Annotated in this window: 20 protein-coding genes and 2 pseudogenes; 14 read left to right on the top strand and 8 right to left on the bottom strand. The window is 66.8% G+C overall.

Annotated elements, in window-relative coordinates; translation table 11 throughout:
* Both ACWELQ_RS16960 and ACWELQ_RS16965 read left to right on the top strand, forming a co-directional pair.
* Positions 1-112: DUF6131 family protein (locus ACWELQ_RS16960; RefSeq protein ID WP_452398000.1), on the top strand; the 112-nt coding region annotated here is incomplete at its 5' end.
* Between the two features lie 383 nt (positions 113-495).
* The gene (locus ACWELQ_RS16965) at positions 496-1,170 is read left to right on the top strand and encodes a PAS and ANTAR domain-containing protein (RefSeq protein ID WP_452397982.1); all 675 of its coding nucleotides are present in this window, start codon (positions 496-498) and stop codon (positions 1,168-1,170) included.
* A 33-nt stretch (positions 1,171-1,203) separates the two neighbouring features.
* Here ACWELQ_RS16965 and ACWELQ_RS16970 read toward each other — a convergent pair whose 3' ends face one another.
* Complete coding sequence (locus tag ACWELQ_RS16970; RefSeq protein ID WP_452397983.1) at positions 1,204-1,644, bottom strand: hypothetical protein; 441 nt, start codon at positions 1,642-1,644, stop codon at positions 1,204-1,206.
* Between the two features lie 270 nt (positions 1,645-1,914).
* Between ACWELQ_RS16970 and ACWELQ_RS16975 the strand changes: the two genes are divergently transcribed.
* Positions 1,915-2,106: a hypothetical protein gene (locus ACWELQ_RS16975; protein ID WP_452398001.1), complete on the top strand. Its 192-nt coding sequence runs from the start codon at positions 1,915-1,917 to the stop codon at positions 2,104-2,106.
* 43 nt (positions 2,107-2,149) lie between these two features.
* Here the strand turns inward: ACWELQ_RS16975 and ACWELQ_RS16980 are convergent, their stop codons facing one another.
* The 5 genes and pseudogenes from ACWELQ_RS16980 to ACWELQ_RS17000 all read right to left on the bottom strand — a co-directional run bounded on the left by ACWELQ_RS16980 (position 2,150) and on the right by ACWELQ_RS17000 (position 5,487).
* A complete protein-coding gene (locus tag ACWELQ_RS16980) occupies positions 2,150-2,470 on the bottom strand; it encodes a hypothetical protein (RefSeq protein WP_452397984.1) in 321 nt (106 codons plus the stop codon).
* Between the two features lie 124 nt (positions 2,471-2,594).
* Positions 2,595-2,798 carry a hypothetical protein gene (locus tag ACWELQ_RS16985; RefSeq protein WP_452397985.1) on the bottom strand — a complete coding sequence of 68 codons (204 nt, stop codon included), beginning with the start codon at positions 2,796-2,798 and terminating at the stop codon, positions 2,595-2,597.
* 133 nt (positions 2,799-2,931) lie between these two features.
* Positions 2,932-3,909 (bottom strand): TIGR03557 family F420-dependent LLM class oxidoreductase, encoded by a 978-nt coding sequence (locus ACWELQ_RS16990; RefSeq protein ID WP_452397986.1) that lies wholly within the window; start codon positions 3,907-3,909, stop codon positions 2,932-2,934.
* Between the two features lie 35 nt (positions 3,910-3,944).
* Positions 3,945-4,977, bottom strand: a pseudogene (locus ACWELQ_RS16995) (DNA topoisomerase IB).
* 105 nt (positions 4,978-5,082) lie between these two features.
* Complete coding sequence (locus ACWELQ_RS17000; protein WP_452397987.1) at positions 5,083-5,487, bottom strand: low affinity iron permease family protein; 405 nt, start codon at positions 5,485-5,487, stop codon at positions 5,083-5,085.
* A gap of 273 nt (positions 5,488-5,760) precedes the next feature.
* On the opposite strand from ACWELQ_RS17000, the gene ACWELQ_RS17005 reads away from it, so the two are divergent.
* From ACWELQ_RS17005 to ACWELQ_RS17015, 3 genes are all read left to right on the top strand, one after another.
* The gene (locus ACWELQ_RS17005; RefSeq protein WP_452397988.1) at positions 5,761-5,961 is read left to right on the top strand and encodes a hypothetical protein; all 201 of its coding nucleotides are present in this window, start codon (positions 5,761-5,763) and stop codon (positions 5,959-5,961) included.
* Positions 5,962-6,104: 143 nt separating this feature from the next.
* The gene (locus ACWELQ_RS17010; protein WP_452397989.1) at positions 6,105-6,458 is read left to right on the top strand and encodes a hypothetical protein; all 354 of its coding nucleotides are present in this window, start codon (positions 6,105-6,107) and stop codon (positions 6,456-6,458) included.
* A 76-nt stretch (positions 6,459-6,534) separates the two neighbouring features.
* The gene (locus ACWELQ_RS17015; protein WP_452397990.1) at positions 6,535-6,672 is read left to right on the top strand and encodes a hypothetical protein; all 138 of its coding nucleotides are present in this window, start codon (positions 6,535-6,537) and stop codon (positions 6,670-6,672) included.
* Positions 6,673-6,693: 21 nt separating this feature from the next.
* On the opposite strand, the gene ACWELQ_RS17020 is transcribed toward ACWELQ_RS17015, so the two are convergent.
* Positions 6,694-7,512: a bifunctional allantoicase/(S)-ureidoglycine aminohydrolase gene (locus tag ACWELQ_RS17020; protein WP_452397991.1), complete on the bottom strand. Its 819-nt coding sequence runs from the start codon at positions 7,510-7,512 to the stop codon at positions 6,694-6,696.
* Between the two features lie 109 nt (positions 7,513-7,621).
* Entirely contained in the window at positions 7,622-8,023 is a 402-nt protein-coding gene (locus ACWELQ_RS17025) for a VOC family protein (RefSeq protein ID WP_452397992.1), read from the bottom strand.
* A gap of 157 nt (positions 8,024-8,180) precedes the next feature.
* Between ACWELQ_RS17025 and ACWELQ_RS17030 the strand changes: the two genes are divergently transcribed.
* The 8 genes and pseudogenes from ACWELQ_RS17030 to ACWELQ_RS17065 all read left to right on the top strand — a co-directional run.
* Positions 8,181-8,555, top strand: coding sequence for a hydrogenase maturation nickel metallochaperone HypA/HybF (locus tag ACWELQ_RS17030; protein WP_452397993.1), 375 nt, complete (start codon positions 8,181-8,183; stop codon positions 8,553-8,555).
* Positions 8,513-9,334 (top strand): hydrogenase nickel incorporation protein HypB, encoded by an 822-nt coding sequence (hypB, locus tag ACWELQ_RS17035; RefSeq protein WP_452397994.1) that lies wholly within the window; start codon positions 8,513-8,515, stop codon positions 9,332-9,334. Before ACWELQ_RS17030 ends, hypB begins: the two co-directional genes overlap by 43 nt.
* Positions 9,335-9,451: 117 nt before the next feature.
* The gene (locus ACWELQ_RS17040; RefSeq protein ID WP_452397995.1) at positions 9,452-10,507 is read left to right on the top strand and encodes an NADH-quinone oxidoreductase subunit B family protein; all 1,056 of its coding nucleotides are present in this window, start codon (positions 9,452-9,454) and stop codon (positions 10,505-10,507) included.
* 13 nt (positions 10,508-10,520) lie between these two features.
* A complete protein-coding gene (locus tag ACWELQ_RS17045; protein WP_452397996.1) occupies positions 10,521-12,317 on the top strand; it encodes a nickel-dependent hydrogenase large subunit in 1,797 nt (598 codons plus the stop codon).
* A gap of 30 nt (positions 12,318-12,347) precedes the next feature.
* Positions 12,348-13,301: a NifU family protein gene (locus ACWELQ_RS17050; protein ID WP_452397997.1), complete on the top strand. Its 954-nt coding sequence runs from the start codon at positions 12,348-12,350 to the stop codon at positions 13,299-13,301.
* Complete coding sequence (locus tag ACWELQ_RS17055; protein ID WP_452397998.1) at positions 13,298-13,936, top strand: DUF5947 family protein; 639 nt, start codon at positions 13,298-13,300, stop codon at positions 13,934-13,936. Before ACWELQ_RS17050 ends, ACWELQ_RS17055 begins: the two co-directional genes overlap by 4 nt.
* On the top strand, positions 13,933-14,583 hold the full coding sequence (locus tag ACWELQ_RS17060; protein ID WP_452397999.1) for a DUF6084 family protein: 651 nt from the start codon (positions 13,933-13,935) through the stop codon (positions 14,581-14,583). Before ACWELQ_RS17055 ends, ACWELQ_RS17060 begins: the two co-directional genes overlap by 4 nt.
* Positions 14,583-15,051, top strand: a pseudogene (locus ACWELQ_RS17065) (hypothetical protein); the annotation flags it as partial. The gene ACWELQ_RS17060 and the pseudogene ACWELQ_RS17065, both read left to right, overlap by 1 nt.

The following is a 15,051-nucleotide window of genomic DNA, read 5'->3' on the forward strand; positions in this document are numbered from 1 at the left end:
CGGCATTCCGATCCTCACCACGATCGGCGTCATCCTGCTGATCGTCGGCGCCATCCTCGCGGTGCTCGGCGCGGTCGGCCGCCCGATCGGCGGCCGCGCCCACTACTTCTGAGCCGCGCTCACGCAATTGGCTTCCGCGAGAACGTCGTTCGTGAACTCGCTGACAGGTCATGTGTAGGCAGCCGCCGTGCCGGGTAGGCCGATGGGCGGGTTGAGTCTCCAGCCCATCGCGGCTGACCCGGCCTGGCCGCGGTCCGCCAATGTCATGTGCACGTACTCGGCTCGCCCTGTGTGTACCGGGTCCTGTCCGCTTCCGGACTGGCCGCCGAGTTCGATCTCCCCGATCGATATTCGCGGAGGTACCGGTACTGACCTGAAAGACGCGCCTACTCCGCTCATCCCGCACCACGCCGGTGCGGGATGACGGCGGCGTCGGCTGTCGTCCGGTCAATGCAAATGGTGCGGTTGCGTGCGTTCCCGGTGGATAATTCCTGGGTGAGCAATCGCGCCGAGATTGATTACGTTCCCGAGTGGGAGCACACCGCCGTCGAGCGACCGTTGGTCGGCAGCTTCCGGTTCTGGTTCACCACCCGACGCTGGGAGTGGTCGCCGGAGGTCTATCGCATGCACGGCTACGACCCCGACGAGATCGAACCCACCACCGAACTGCTGCTGGCGCACAAACACCCCGACGACCGCCACCATGTCGCCGAGGCCATCACCCGATCCATCGATCAGGGGGAACCCTTCTCGAGCCGGCACCGATTCGTCGACCTCTCCAGGCGTGAGCACAACGTCATGGTGGTCGCCGACCGGATGTTCGACTCGGAGGGCCGCCCGGTCGGCACCACCGGGTTCTATATCGATCTGAGCGACGAACTCGCCGATGCCGAGCGCCATACCCTCCGCGATCACATGCCCGGGCTCATTGAAGCCCGCGCCGAAATCGAGCAGGCCAAGGGCGTATTGATGCGCATGTACCGGATCACCGCCGCGCAAGCGTTCAAGGTCCTGGTGTGGCGATCCCAGGAGACCAATACGAAATTGCGGGACCTGGCCGCCCAGTTGCTCGTCGAACTCGCCGACGTACCTCAAGCGCCGCCCGAGACCGTCAGGATCTTCGACCACATCCTGCTGACCATGCACGAGCGCATCCCCGGCCGCTCTTGACCGCCCGACCCGCCGGGGACAGCGCCGCGCCGGTCAAATGGTGAGCAATCGATCGAAGTAGTCCCGGTAGCCGCGCAGCGCCCGGCGCAGGTCCTCCGTGTCGCCGTCCTCACCACGCGACCATTGTTCGTCCAGCCTCTGTTTGTGCTGAGCGAAGGTGCTGGTGAGCTGTTCGAGGGTTTCGGTGACCAGCGAGTCGGCCTTCGTGACGGCATCCTGCGGGTTGTCGACGAAGGCGCCCTGCAATTCCTGCCATTGGGTTCGGAAGCGGTCGAGATCGTGCGGATCGAGCAGCGGCGTGTTTTCGTCGCTGTCGACCGCCGAGTGGGCGGTCCGGCCCGCGACCACGGGCCCGGGCTGATCGGGCGACCGCCGGTCCTCGGTTCCTTCGGCTTTCACCGGTGGATCCGATTCATACACCGGCTCTTCGGCATTGACGTCTCGATGCGGTGAGCGGTCTTGTCCTGTCGTCATGACTCTGCGTTCCTTACTTGTGCTGATCGTGGGCCACGGGTCATTGCGGTTATGCCTCTCCGGTGTCCGCCCAAACCCGCGGCGTTTGAATCGCGGCCGCGGAGCTATGCCCTGTACATGACGTATGCCATCGCCCTGCTTCGGCAGTGAGATCGCTACCAGCACTGATCAATTCAATTGCGGAGTCGGAAAATGAGAACCTACACCAATGACAGGCGACGAACTCGTGGGAGCAGCGGCTCGGCGGCAGCCGTCGGCGGCGTCGTCGCGGTGATTCTGCTCGTGTGGCTGATCATCGGCGCGGTCGCCGCGGGCCAGCGGCACTACTACGACAGCGCACCGAAGAATTGCGCGAGTACCAGCACGGTCGTGGTCACGATCATCGCCGGCCCGCTGAATTACTTCGGCGTGAACCCGAAGGTCGAGAACTGCCACGTCAACACACCACAACCCAGCCAGTAGCCGCGCCTCGCGACCAATCCGCGGGTGGCCGTCACCGTCGGATTCAGAGTTCCTGGACGTTGTCGGTGACGACCACGCGGAATTGGGTTTTGAAGTCCTGTGGTGAGGAGACTCTGATCCGAAGGGTGTGATCGCCTGCCGGTGTGTGGAATTCGCCGCGCACCTGGAAGGCGGTCGCGGTCGAGGAGACGCCGTAGAACAGTTGTCGGTTGGCGCTGTCGAGTACGACGAGTTTCAGTCCGGCTCGGTCGCGGTCGTGCAGTAGGACATTGAGGGTGCGCGCGGATTGCCGCGAAATCTCGATAACGCGCACGGCGCGCTCGCGTGCATCGACCATGCCGCTGTCGCGAAGAAGTACGGTCATCGTGCGGCTCCCTCGCAGGCGGTTGCTGACGGCATAAGGGACGGAACTGTGGTGAGAATTCCACTACCTGCGGCGTCGTCGAGAACCGCCTCCGCGTTACAGGTTACTTATGCGCGCGATGCGATTACTCTTCGGTCGAAACGTCGTCGCGCACAATAAGGAAGTCCCTTTCGAGAGCATTGAGCGATACGGCCTGACGTCGGCCGCCACTGAACGGCTGGATCTCGGCGTACGGAATCGGGTGGTGGCGTACCGCTTTGACGAGAATCGATGCGGTGACCGCGTTGTGGCGGATAGGAACCAGACGGGTGCCTCGTTCGATGTTCATGGCCAACCTTCGGATCATGGTGCGTGTTTGTTCTCTTCGACTACCTCCGCCCGCCGTCAGCAAACCGGACCGCTACCCTTGCGGTCGACGCCCGCTCCAACCCGATGCGGTGTGGGTACGGGGGCGGAAACGGTTACGGCGCTGCGGCTCTCAGCTTGTCCAGCAGCGGTTCGGCGGCTTCGGTGAGGAAGCGTCGCTGTGCCTCGTCGCCGATCTGCACGACGGCGATGTCGGTGAATCCTGCCTCCCAGTAGGGGCGGACGGCCTCGACCATCGCGTCGAGATCCGGGCCGCAGGGGATCGAGTCGGCGACATCCTCCGGCCGCACGAGCCGGGTCGCGGCGGCGAAGGCGTCGGTGGTGGGCAGATTGGCGTTGACGTCCCAGCCGCCGGTCGACCACCGGAACTGCTCGTGTGCCCGCGCAACGGCCTTGTCCCGGTGGGTATCCCAGCTCAGTGGCACCTGTCCGGTCACCCGTGGCGAGTCATTGCCGGGCCGGGCCTCGCGCCAGGAACGGACGAGCGTTTCGTCCGGGTCGGTGCTGATCATCTCATCCGCGAGCGGAGCGAACCGTCGCACCGACTGTGCCCCGGATACCGCGACGGCCAGGGGCACCGGGTCCGGCGGCAGATCCCAGATGCGGGCGGAATCGACCCGGTACCAATGCCCGTGGCGACTGACCGTGCCACCCGAATGCAGTGCGCGGATGATGCCGATCGCCTCCTCGAGACGCTCGTGGCGTTCGGCCGGGCCCGGCCAGCCCGCACCCACCACGTGTTCGTTGAGGCTTTCCCCGCTGCCCAGTCCCAAGGTGAAACGGCCACCGGAGAGGACCTGCAGCGTGGCGGCCTGCTGGGCCACGATGACCGGGTGGTAGCGCAGCGTCGGGCAGGTCACGTACGTCATGAAGGGAATCGATTCGGTGGCTTGCGCGACGGCTCCGAGCATCGTCCACGCGTGCGGTGCGTGTCCCTGCTCCTCGAGCCAGGGGGAGAAATGATCGCTGCTGACCAGGAAATCGAATCCGGCGCGCTCGGCAGCTCTCGCGTAGTCGACGAGGTCCCGTGGCCCGCTCTGCTCGGTCATCAGCGTGTATCCGAATCTGGTCACGGCCTGCTCCTGTCGTCGACTGAGATATCGACGAGCTACCCCGTCGCCGCCGATTGATGCGCCGCGTGCCGCAGCAGTCGCAGGACAGCGCGATCGACGATGTCGCGTTGAGCGTCCTCGGTGTCAGCGCGTTGGGAGCGGCGGACGGCGGCGGCGATCGAGGTGCCCTCCTCGAAGGCGCTAATCACCCGCGGATCGACGTAAGACGCGCGCACGACCGCGGGCGTATTGCCGAGCAACTGCGCAACATCCGACATCACTTGCCGCACAGCGGTTTTGCGTCCACGCGCCGAGGCCGGTCGTGGCACGGTCGCCAGTCCGGCGGCGGCCAGCACGGTGGCCTGCCAGGTGCGAAGATCCTTGACGCTGAACTCCGGGCCGGTCAGCTCGCGAAAGCGGGCGTTGATGCCGTCGGCGTGCACCTCGTGCGGGCCGGTGGCGTCGTGATGGACGAACAGGCGCTGCGTGCCGTCGCGGTCGATCGACAAGGCCCGCAACGTTTTCGCCAGCAGCGGGTCGGAGACGTCGGCGTGGCATCGGATACCGCTCTTGGCCGGAAAGTCGAGCGAGATCGTCGCGCCGTGCACCTGGACGTGGTCGCACAGCAATGTCGAGACGCCGTGCGAGCCGTTCGTCTCGGCGTACTCCTCACCCCCGACGCGCACGACCCCCGAGTCGAGCAGTGTGATGGCCGCGGCCAGGACCCGATGCTCGCCGAGCCCCCGGCGTCGCAGATCGGGCCCGCAATTGTTCGCGCATGGCCGGTAGCCGGGCGGCCAGGTCGAGTACCCGATCGAACTTCTCCTCATCGCGTTCGCGACGCCATTGCCCGTGGTAGAGGTACTGTTTTCGGCCCGCCGCGTCGCGTCCGACGGCCTGGATGTGCCCGTTGGGATGCGGGCAGATCCACACTTTGCGCCAGGCCGGTGGAATCGCGAGTGCTCGAATCCGCTCCAGAGTCTGCTCGTCGTCCACCACCTGGCCCGCGGTCGTGGTGTAGCTGAAGGCCCTTCCGCGCCTGCGGCGAACGATGCCCGCTCCTTCGATAGTGCTGCGCCGCAACCGCATTCATCACACCGTTTGCAGTGGTCGAGGCGCGATGCCCCGGCGGGTGGCGAGAGGGACGAGCACGATGACTCCTGATCGGACGGGGCACGGGTCACGGGCGAGAAGTCACCGGTGGTGTGAGCCCTCGCGCTTCTCCAGACCCACCGATTCGGCGAGCTCGTCGCGGTGCCGCTCGAGCTCCGGGTATTCGCTGCCGAGTTCGCCCATGAAGGCGGCCAGCGCGCCCGCGATGGCATTGAGCTTGTCCTGCACCGCGGCGTCGCTGCGGCGCTGGGTGTTCTGCAGCAGCGCTACCAGCAGGAAGGTGATGATGGTGGTCGCGGTGTTGATGACCAGCTGCCAGGTGTCGATGCTCGGCAGCACCACGATGGACGGCACCCAGACCACCACCAGGACCACGCAGAAGGCGAAAAATCCTGCGCGAGAAGCCCACTCGCTGGCGCTGGTGGCGAATCGATCGAATACCGACAGCGCCCCGCTGTCCTCCGGTTTGCCCGCCGAGGTACCCACGTCGCACTCCTTGTCGCCCGATGCCGGTGTTTGTGTCGCGATACCACCGGGACCGCCGGGTAAACGGTGCCGCGCCTGGCGAGCGGTCGGCCCGCTCATGGCCGGCAACCGCTCACTCGCCCGGTCCCGTCACCGGCGTACCGGTGAATACGAGTGTGCGCCAAGGAATTTCCGGCCGGTGCTGAATAGCGGGCAACGACCCGGGTAGCACGAAACCGTGGGCGGAGCAGACCGCTCGCATCCGGAAAACAGACCCTGGAAGGAAGTATTGCCATGCCCGATTCGAAGAACCCGGGTCAGTTCGGCAATCGCAAGGACACCGAGGAACAGGCACGCAAGGGAGGCAAGGCCAGCAGCGGCAGCTTCGGTGAGAAGAATTCCGCCGATCCGCACGAGGCCGGCCGTAAGGGCGCCCAGGCGCAGCCGACCGAGGCCAAGGCCAAAGGCGGGGAACACAGCCACGGCGGTCACTGACCACCGGCGGTCGTAGCACCCCGATGACCGAGCCCCATGCGCGTCGAGGCATGGGGCTCGGTCGCGTCCTCCGGCGAACAGCCTTTGAGGCGCTCGTGAATCCCACCGGGTTTCGGCCGAGTCGATGCGGGCAACCGTGCGGCATGAGCCCTGAATCCGGTCCGGACGACACTCTCGGCCCCGCCGAGAGTCTCGACTCCGACGAGGTACGCAACAAGGACGGCGACGTCACTGTCACGCCACCCGACCACTGGCAGGCGGCCGACCGCGACGACATGACCACGCGAGGGCAACGCGCGGGAGAATCGCACGCCGACCGTCTCGCGCAAGAACAGCCCGAGGTGCCGGAATCCGAGGGCGGCGAACCACCCACGGAGTCGTCGCACATCGACACGACGAATACCGCGACCGGCGACCCGCGTCCGGCACGGCGTCACCACGGCCAACTCGACGACACCCCGGAAGACGGCGGCGGATTCTTCGACGAAATGCCTTGACCGCCTACGCCCCAGCCTGGCCGTCCAGCGGAAGCCGCTGGCGAATAGCTGTCACTTCCGCGGGTATGCGCCGACCATGGAGATCCTCATCATCATCGGCCTCGCGGTGCTGGTCGCCCTCGTGGTCGCAAGCCGAAAACTCACCGGTCGCGGCCGGGAAACCGACCTGTCCACCGGCAACCCTCCGTCGAGCAAGAACGTCGACGACGTCTGATCTGGTTGCCGCGCAGATCCATCAGGTGAGTTTGATCTGGCGGTTGACGTCCTTGTACAGCAGGTAGCGGAATTTGCCGGGGCCGCCGGCGTAGCAGGCTTGCGGGCAGAAGGCGCGCAGCCAGAGGAAGTCGCCTGCTTCGACCTCGACCCAGTCGTCGTTGAGGCGGTAGACCGCTTTGCCTTCGAGGATGTAGATGCCGTGTTCCATCACGTGGGTCTCGGCGAACGGGATCACCGCGCCCGGCTCGAAAGTGACGATATTGACGTGCATGTCGTGGGCGAGATCGTTGGGGTCCACGAAACGGGTGGTGGCCCAGGCTCCGTCGGTGCCGGGCATCGGCGTCGGCTCGACATCCTGCTCTTGCACCACGAAGGCGTGCGGGGTGTAGCCCGCCAGTGGCTCGTACGCCTTGCGCACCCACTGGAAGGTGGCGACCTCGGTGGATTCGTTGGCCACCGACCAGCTTCCGCCCGCGGGCAGGTAGGCGTATCCGCCGGGAGTGAGAGTGTGCTTGTCGCCGTCGATCTCGATGTTCAGGGTTCCGCTCAGCAGGAACACCACCGACTCGACACCGGCCTCGGGCTCCGGCTCCTGACTGCCACCGCCGGGTGACACCTCGACGATGTACTGCGCGAAGGTGGTGGCGAATCCGGCGATGGGCCGGGCGAGGATCCAGGACCGGGTGTTGTTCCAGCCGGGCAGGTTGCTGGTCACGATGTCGCGAAGCACCCCGCGCGGGATGACGGTGTAGGCCTCTTTCACGATGGCCCGGCCGGTCAGCAGCTCGGACTGTGCGGGCAGGCCGCCCTCGGGTGCGTAGTAGGTCGGCTCGCTCATGCGGACCACCGTATGCACCGCCGATCGCGGGACACAATCGTGCGAACCGACAGGCCGGATCCCGTGTACCGGTATCCGGCCCGTCGGTTCACCCGGAGTGGGCTGCCTCCTACCAGCCGACCGACTGATGGAGTGCGATGAGGTTGCCGTCGGGAGCGCGCAGGACGGCGAGGCGGCTGCCGGGCATGTCCACGATGCCGGTGGCGGGATCGCCGTTGGTGATCGGCGCGGTTCTCAGTTCCGCGAGGGAACCATCGGCGATCTCACCCAAAGCCGTTGCGCCCGCGGCGAGCATCGCCTTGTGGGACGCGGCGAGATCCTCCACGGTCCAGAAGGGCAACGGGTGGTCGACCCATGGCTTGCAGGACAGTGCGATACCAACGGCGAACATCGCGTAGTCGCCGGTCCGGAAGATCGGCTCGGCGCCGAGCAGCGCGGTGAAGCTCGCGACACTCGCATCGAGGTCGGTCACCGGGTAGACGGCATTGGCGAAACCGGTAGGGCTGGTCATGCGAATCCTTCTGTGGCTGAGCTGTTGTCGATCGTCGCGGCGGAGATCCGCCGCGTTGGTAACTTACCGAGAGCACGAGGCGCTGGCGCTGATCCGGGTGCACGGTGGATCGGCGGGGCGTAGGTTGGAGAGGTTCTTCGGACGAGACGAGATCGCTGTGCACGAGATGGCGATTACTCAGAGTGTTGTCGATGCCGTCGGCGAGGTTGCGGCCGGTCGCACCGTCCATAGCGTCACGCTCGACGTCGGTGCGTTGTGCGCGGTGGTACCGGACGCGATGTTGTTCTGCTTCGAACTCGCCGCCGAGGGGACCGTCGCGCAGGGCGCGAATCTCGAGATCCACCTTGTTCCCGGCGCCGCGCGGTGCCGATCCTGCGGCGCTGCCTTCGCGCTGCCCGACCTGATCCTGCTGTGTGCCTGCGGCAGTGCCGATGTCGAGGTCACCGCGGGGCAGGAGCTGCGAATCCGATCGATGGAGGTGAGCGAGCCATGTGCGCAACCTGCGGATGTGGGGGTGATTCGGCGGGATTGATCACCATTCCGCACGAACACGGTCGCGGAGAGGCGCATGATCACGCACACGATCACGCGCATCACGATCATGAGCACGACCACGACCACGGTGCCGATCACGTGCACCTGCCGGTCACCGAGACGGTCTCGCTCGAGCAGAAGGTGCTGGCCAAGAACGATCAACTGGCGCAACAGAATCGGGACTGGCTCGACGCGCGCGGCATTCTCGCGATCAATATGACCAGCTCGCCGGGCGCGGGCAAGACGACCCTGCTGGTCCGCACGATCCGTGAACTCGCCGGAACGCCGGTCGCGGTCATCGAGGGCGATCAGGAGACCCTCCTCGACGCCGAGCGCATCATGGCCACGGGATGCCGAGTGGCGCAGATCAATACGGGCGCGGGCTGCCACCTCGACGCCGCCATGACCCGGCGCGCCCTGGACCTGCTCGATCCCGCGCCGGGCACCGTGCTGTTCATCGAGAACGTCGGCAACCTGGTGTGCCCGGCGCTGTTCGATCTCGGCGAGTTCGGCAAGGTGGTGGTGATCTCGGTGACCGAGGGCGCGGACAAGCCGCTGAAGTATCCGCACATGTTCTCGGTGGCGAGCCTGGTGCTGATCAACAAGATCGACCTGCTGCCGTACGTCGATTTCGACCTCGATCGCTTCGGGGAGTACGCGCGCCGGGTGAACCCGGCGGTGCAAACCCTCGCGGTCTCGGCAACCACTGGTGCGGGTGTAACCCAGTGGTACGACTGGCTACTCGCGCAGCGTTCGCAGAGTGTGAAGCGCCCTTGAAGCTGTCCTTGCGCCAGGCCTAGACTGACGTGATCAGGCTCACATTTCGATCTGTTGTCTTCGAGCAAACGGCGACGACCGGCCCCTTGTGAACCGCTTTTGAAGGGTGGCATGTGGATGCCGACTACAGAAGCAGTCAACGCCGAGCAAACGTTGATCCATGTGCTCTGGATCAATGCCGGACTCAGTTGTGATGGCGATTCGGTGGCCCTGACTGCCGCCACCCAACCCAGTATCGAAGAGATCGCTCTCGGATCCCTGCCTGGATTGCCGAAGATCGCCGTGCATTGGCCGCTCATCGATTTCGAGTGCGGCCCGACCGGGGGAGCCGACGACTTCCTGGAATGGTTCTTCAAGGCCGACCGCGGCGAGCTCGAGCCGTTCGTGTTGGTCGTGGAGGGATCGATTCCGAACGAGGCGCTGCACGCCGAAGGTTACTGGTGCGGGTTCGGCAACGATCCGGCGACCGGGCAGCCGATGACGACCAGCGAGTGGCTCGATCGCCTGGCCCCCAAGGCGACCGCGGTCGTCGCGGTCGGCACCTGCGCGACCTACGGCGGCATGCACGCCATGGCCGGCAATCCGACCGGGGCGATGGGCGTCCCCGACTATCTGGGCTGGGAGTGGAAGTCCAAGGCGGGCATTCCGATCGTGTGCGTGCCGGGCTGCCCGATCCATCCCGACAATCTCTCCGAGACGCTGACCTATCTGCTCTACATGGCCACCGGTCAGGCCCCGATGATCCCCCTGGACGAGGCGTTGCGCCCCAAGTGGCTCTTCGGCGCGACCGTGCACGAGGGCTGCGACCGTGCGGGCTATTACGAACAGGGCGATTTCGCCTCCGAATACGGTTCGCCGAAATGCATCGTCAAACTGGGCTGCTGGGGTCCGGTCGTGAAATGCAATGTGCCCAAACGTGGTTGGATCAACGGCGTGGGCGGCTGCCCGAATGTGGGCGGCATCTGCATCGGCTGCACCATGCCCGGATTCCCGGACAAGTTCATGCCGTTCATGGACGAGCCGCCCGGCGGCAAACTCTCCTCGACGGCGTCGGGGTTGTACGGCTCGGTGATTCGCAGTCTGCGCCACATCACCGGCCGCACCGTGGACAAGGAGCCGAGCTGGCGGCACAAGGGCGACAAGCTGGAGTCCGGCGCGGTCCGGACCTGGTAGGGAAGGCAATCCCATGACCGAGATCATTCCCCAGCCGTCGCACCGCAAGATCGAACCGGACGCCCTCGTCGAGATGGCGTGGGATCCGATCACCCGCATCGTCGGCAGCCTGGGCATCTACACCAAGATCGACTTCGCGAATCGGGAGGTCGTCGAGTGCCACAGCACCTCCTCGATCTTCCGCGGCTACTCGATCTTCATGCGCGGCAAGGATCCTCGCGACGCGCACTTCATCACCAGCCGCATCTGCGGCATCTGCGGTGACAACCACGCCACCTGTTCGTGCTACTGCCAGAACATGGCCTACGGGGTGAAGCCGCCGCATCTGGGCGAGTGGATCGTCAATCTCGGCGAGGCCGCCGAGTACATGTTCGACCACAACATCTTCCAGGAGAACCTGGTCGGGGTGGACTTCTGCGAGAAGATGGTGTCGGAGACCAACCCGAGCGTGCTGACCCTGGCCGAGAAGACCGAGGCCCCGCACGCGCAGGCGCACGGCTATCGCACCGTCGCCGACATCATGCGCGCGCTCAACCCCTTCACCGGCGAGTTCTATCGCGAGGCGCTGCAGGTCAGCCGCTATACGCGAGAGATGTTCTGCCTCATGGAGGGCAGGCATGTGCACCCCTCGACGCTGTACCCCGGCGGGGTGGGCACGGTCGCCACCATCCAGTTGATGACCGACTACATGTCGCGGCTGATGCGCTACGTCGAGTTCATGAAGAAGGTCGTGCCGATGCACGACGACCTGTTCGACTTCTTCTACGAGGCGCTGCCCGGCTACGACAAGGTCGGCCTGCGCCGCACCCTGCTGGGCTGCTGGGGTTCCTTCCAGGACCCGGAGGTGTGCAACTTCGCCTACAAGGACATGGAGAACTGGGGCAACGCGATGTTCGTGACCCCCGGCGTGGTGGTGGACGGCAGGCTCGTCACCCACTCGCTGGTGGACATCAACCTCGGCATCCGAATCCTTTTGGGCAGTTCGTATTACGACGACTGGACCGACCAGGAGATGTTCGTCAAGACCGATCCGCTGGGCAATCCGGTGGACCGGCGCCATCCCTGGAACCAGCACACCAACCCGAAGCCGCAGAAACGCGACCTCGAGGACAAATACAGCTGGGTGATGTCGCCGCGCTGGTTCGACGGCAAGGACCATCTGGCCCTCGACACCGGCGGCGGACCGTTGGCGCGGCTGTGGTCGACGGCGCTGGCCGGACTGGTGGACATCGGCTACGTGAAGTCCACCGGGCACAGCGTGCAGATCAACCTGCCCAAGACCGCGCTGCAGGGCCCGGTCGAATTCGAATGGAAGATACCGGCTTTCGGCAGCAACACCATCGAACGCAACCGGGCGCGCACGTACTTCCAGGCGTACGCCGCGGCGTGTGCGCTGCACTTCGCGGAGAAGGCCCTCGAAGAGATCCGGGCCGGACGCACCAAGACGTGGGAGCCGTTCGAGGTGCCCGACGAGGGCATCGGCTGCGGTTTCACCGAGGCGGTACGCGGGGTGCTGTCGCATCACATGGTGATCCGCGACGGCAAGATCGCCAATTACCACCCGTATCCGCCCACCCCCTGGAACGCCAACCCGCGCGACAGTTTCGGCACGCCGGGACCATACGAGGACGCGGTGCAGGGTCAGCCGATCTTCGAGGAGAACGATCGGGAGCACTTCAAAGGCATCGACATCATGCGCACCGTGCGCAGTTTCGATCCCTGCCTGCCCTGTGGCGTGCACATGTACCTGGGCGGTGGAAAGTCCTTGCAACTGCTGCACTCACCCACCCAGGCCCTGACCGCCGAATAGCGGCCGGGCCGGACACGGGAGGCGAGCGCGGTGAACCAGCGACCCGACGAGCACGAAGCTTCGGAGGCAGACCACTGGCGCGGCGCCGGCGAGCGGATCGACACTCTGTTGGGTGCCAGCTCCGCCGCCGGAGCCGTCGCGCGCGAGCGGGCCGAGCAGCTGGTGAGCGAGGTCGTCGGTCTCTACGGCGCGGGCCTGGAACGGATTACGCGACTGCTCGACCCGGAGGCGGTCGAGCAGCTCACCCGTGACGAGCTCGTCGCCAGCCTGCTGCTGGTGCACGGACTGCATCCGCACGACGCGCTCACCCGGGTGCGGACCGCCTTGGACGGGGTGCGCCCGTACCTGGGTTCGCACGGCGGCGACGTGGAGGTGCTGGAGGTGACCGACGGCGTGGTGCGGCTGGCCTTCAGCGGCAGCTGCCGCACGTGTCCGTCCTCCTCGGTCACCCTCGAACTGGCGGTCGAGGACGCGGTGCGCGCCGCCGCGCCCGAGATCGAGACCATCGAAGTGGTGGCGGCCGAGCCGGATTCGAGTCCGAAACTGATCCCGGCCGATTCGCTGCTGGCGCGCGTGCACGGGAACGGCGACGGCCACCACGGCAATGGCCACCACGGCGACGGCAACGGCCATCACGGCGGAACCTGGATCGGCGCACCGGAATTGGCGGGGCTGGCTCCCGGCGAGGTGGGCGGCTTCGCCCTGGCCGGGTCGGCGGTGCTGGCCTGCCGGGTCGGCGACGAACTCTACGTCTACCGCGATCACTGCGCGTCCTGCGGCAACTCGATGGCCGGTGCGGTTCTGCACCGGCGGCCCGGGCACGCGATCGGCGACGCCGTGCTGCGCTGCCCGGTGTGCCGGGCGCACTTCGACGCCGTGCACGCGGGCGCGCGCCTCGACGGCGACGGGCATCTGGAACCGCTGCCGGTCTTGATGCGCGCGGGCACACCGGAAGTCGCGGTCCCCGCGGAGGCGTCCGGATGAATCCGACCTTCGGCGTGCTGCGCCGGCTCGCGAACACCCGGCCCGCACCGAGCCCGGCCGGGGAGCGCTGCGAGATGTGCGCGGAGCCCATCGCCGATTCGCACAGCCATGTGGTGAATATCGAAGGCAGACAGCTCCTGTGCGTCTGCCGCCCCTGCTATCTGCTGTTCACCGATCGTGACGCGGCGCTGCGGTACCGGGCCGTGCCCGACCGGGTTCTCACCTTTCCGGGCGTCCGGATCGGGCCGGGCGAGTGGGACGGGCTGCAAATTCCGGTGGGCCTGGCCTTCTTCTTCCACAACTCCGCGCTCGGGCGGACGGTGGCCTTCTATCCCGGCCCGGCCGGGGCCACCGAATCCGAACTGCCGCTGCAACAGTGGAGCGCGATCGTGGAGCGGCATCCGCAACTCGCGCAGGCCGCCCCCGATGTCGAGGCGCTGCTCATCCGGATGCCCGCGCGCGGCGGCGACCCGACCTGCCTGCTGCTGCCCATCGACGCCTGCTACGAGTTCGTCGGGCGGATGCGGCTGCTGTGGCGGGGTTTCGACGGCGGCCAGGACGCGCGCCGCTACATCGAGGAATTCCTCGCCGCCATGACCGCCCGTGCCGCCCCTGCCCCCGGGAGCGCGCCGTGAGCCCGGCGTACTCGATCACCTTCGCGGTGCTGGGCATCCGGCCCGAACCGTACGCGGTGACCCCCACCCTGACCGCCCGGATCGGCATCGCGTCTCTCGCCGAGGAGCCGGTGCACGCCATCGCGTTGCGCGCCCAGGTGCGCATCGACCCGAACCGGCGCTCCTACACCGACGCCGAGGGTGCGGGCCTGACGGACCTGTTCGGTCCCCGCGAACGCTGGTACGACACCCAGCGTTCGTTCCTCTGGATGCATTGCGCCACCATGGTTCCCGGCTTCACCAGCGGCGGCACCGAGGTGGATCTGCCGATGCCGTGCACCTACGATCTCGAGGTCGCGGGCTCGAAATACCTGCACGCGCTGCGCGACGGCACGGTGCCGTTGTCGTTCCTGTTCAGCGGCACCGTCTTCGTCCGGGGCGACACGGGTTTCGCGGTGCAGCAGGTGCCGTGGGATCGCGACGACAAGTTCGACATGCCGGTGGCGGTGTGGCGGGAGTTGATGGCCGCGCACTTCCCGCACACGGACTGGGTACGCCTGTCGCGCGAGACGCTGGACGCGTTGACCGCGTTCAAGACCGGCCGCGGCCTGCTCGACTACGACCAGGCCGTGCGCGCCCTGCTGGCCGCCGCACCGGGGAGCCCGTGATGAGCGCCGAGACGGCCCGGGCCGCGGCGCGCGCGGTCGCCGACGCCGTCCTCTACGAGGGCTATCTGCTCTATCCGTACCGCGCGAGCGCACGAAAGAACGTGTCCCGCTGGCAGTTCGGGGTGCTCGGACCGCAAGGGGCGGCCGCCGCCGGACTGGGCGAGGAGTCCACGCTGGTGACCGAGTTCCCCGTGGACGCACCGGCGGCGGCGCGCATCAGCGTCGCGATCCGGTTCCTGCACCTGCAGCGCCGGGTGGTCGAGAATGCCGCCGGTCACCCGGTCGCGGAACTTCGCACCGCCGGAGGCTCGTGGCTGAGCTGGGACGAAGCCGTCGCCTGTGAGATCGACACCGGGCCGATGCCGTTGGCGGACACCGTATTCCGCTTCACCGTGGACGGTGGGCGCGAGACCGAGACGGCCCGCGACGAATCCGGCGGCGACGTCGGGCGGCTGGTGCGCACCAGAC

The sequence above is a fragment of the Nocardia sp. NPDC004722 genome, assembly GCF_053601505.1.

Bases quoted from the DNA above. Each gene is read 5' to 3' on its own strand.
- ACWELQ_RS16970 (WP_452397983.1), bottom strand. From the start codon at position 1,644: ATGACGACAGGACAAGACCGCTCACCGCATCGAGACGTCAATGCCGAA.
- ACWELQ_RS16980 (WP_452397984.1), bottom strand. From the start codon at position 2,470: ATGACCGTACTTCTTCGCGACAGCGGCATGGTCGATGCACGCGAGCGC.
- ACWELQ_RS16985 (WP_452397985.1), bottom strand. From the start codon at position 2,798: ATGAACATCGAACGAGGCACCCGTCTGGTTCCTATCCGCCACAACGCG.
- ACWELQ_RS17005 (WP_452397988.1), top strand. From the start codon at position 5,761: ATGCCCGATTCGAAGAACCCGGGTCAGTTCGGCAATCGCAAGGACACC.
- ACWELQ_RS17010 (WP_452397989.1), top strand. From the start codon at position 6,105: ATGAGCCCTGAATCCGGTCCGGACGACACTCTCGGCCCCGCCGAGAGT.
- ACWELQ_RS17015 (WP_452397990.1), top strand. From the start codon at position 6,535: ATGGAGATCCTCATCATCATCGGCCTCGCGGTGCTGGTCGCCCTCGTG.
- ACWELQ_RS17020 (WP_452397991.1), bottom strand. From the start codon at position 7,512: ATGAGCGAGCCGACCTACTACGCACCCGAGGGCGGCCTGCCCGCACAG.
- ACWELQ_RS17025 (WP_452397992.1), bottom strand. From the start codon at position 8,023: ATGACCAGCCCTACCGGTTTCGCCAATGCCGTCTACCCGGTGACCGAC.
- hypB (WP_452397994.1), top strand. From the start codon at position 8,513: ATGTGCGCAACCTGCGGATGTGGGGGTGATTCGGCGGGATTGATCACC.
- ACWELQ_RS17040 (WP_452397995.1), top strand. From the start codon at position 9,452: ATGCCGACTACAGAAGCAGTCAACGCCGAGCAAACGTTGATCCATGTG.
- ACWELQ_RS17045 (WP_452397996.1), top strand. From the start codon at position 10,521: ATGACCGAGATCATTCCCCAGCCGTCGCACCGCAAGATCGAACCGGAC.
- ACWELQ_RS17055 (WP_452397998.1), top strand. From the start codon at position 13,298: ATGAATCCGACCTTCGGCGTGCTGCGCCGGCTCGCGAACACCCGGCCC.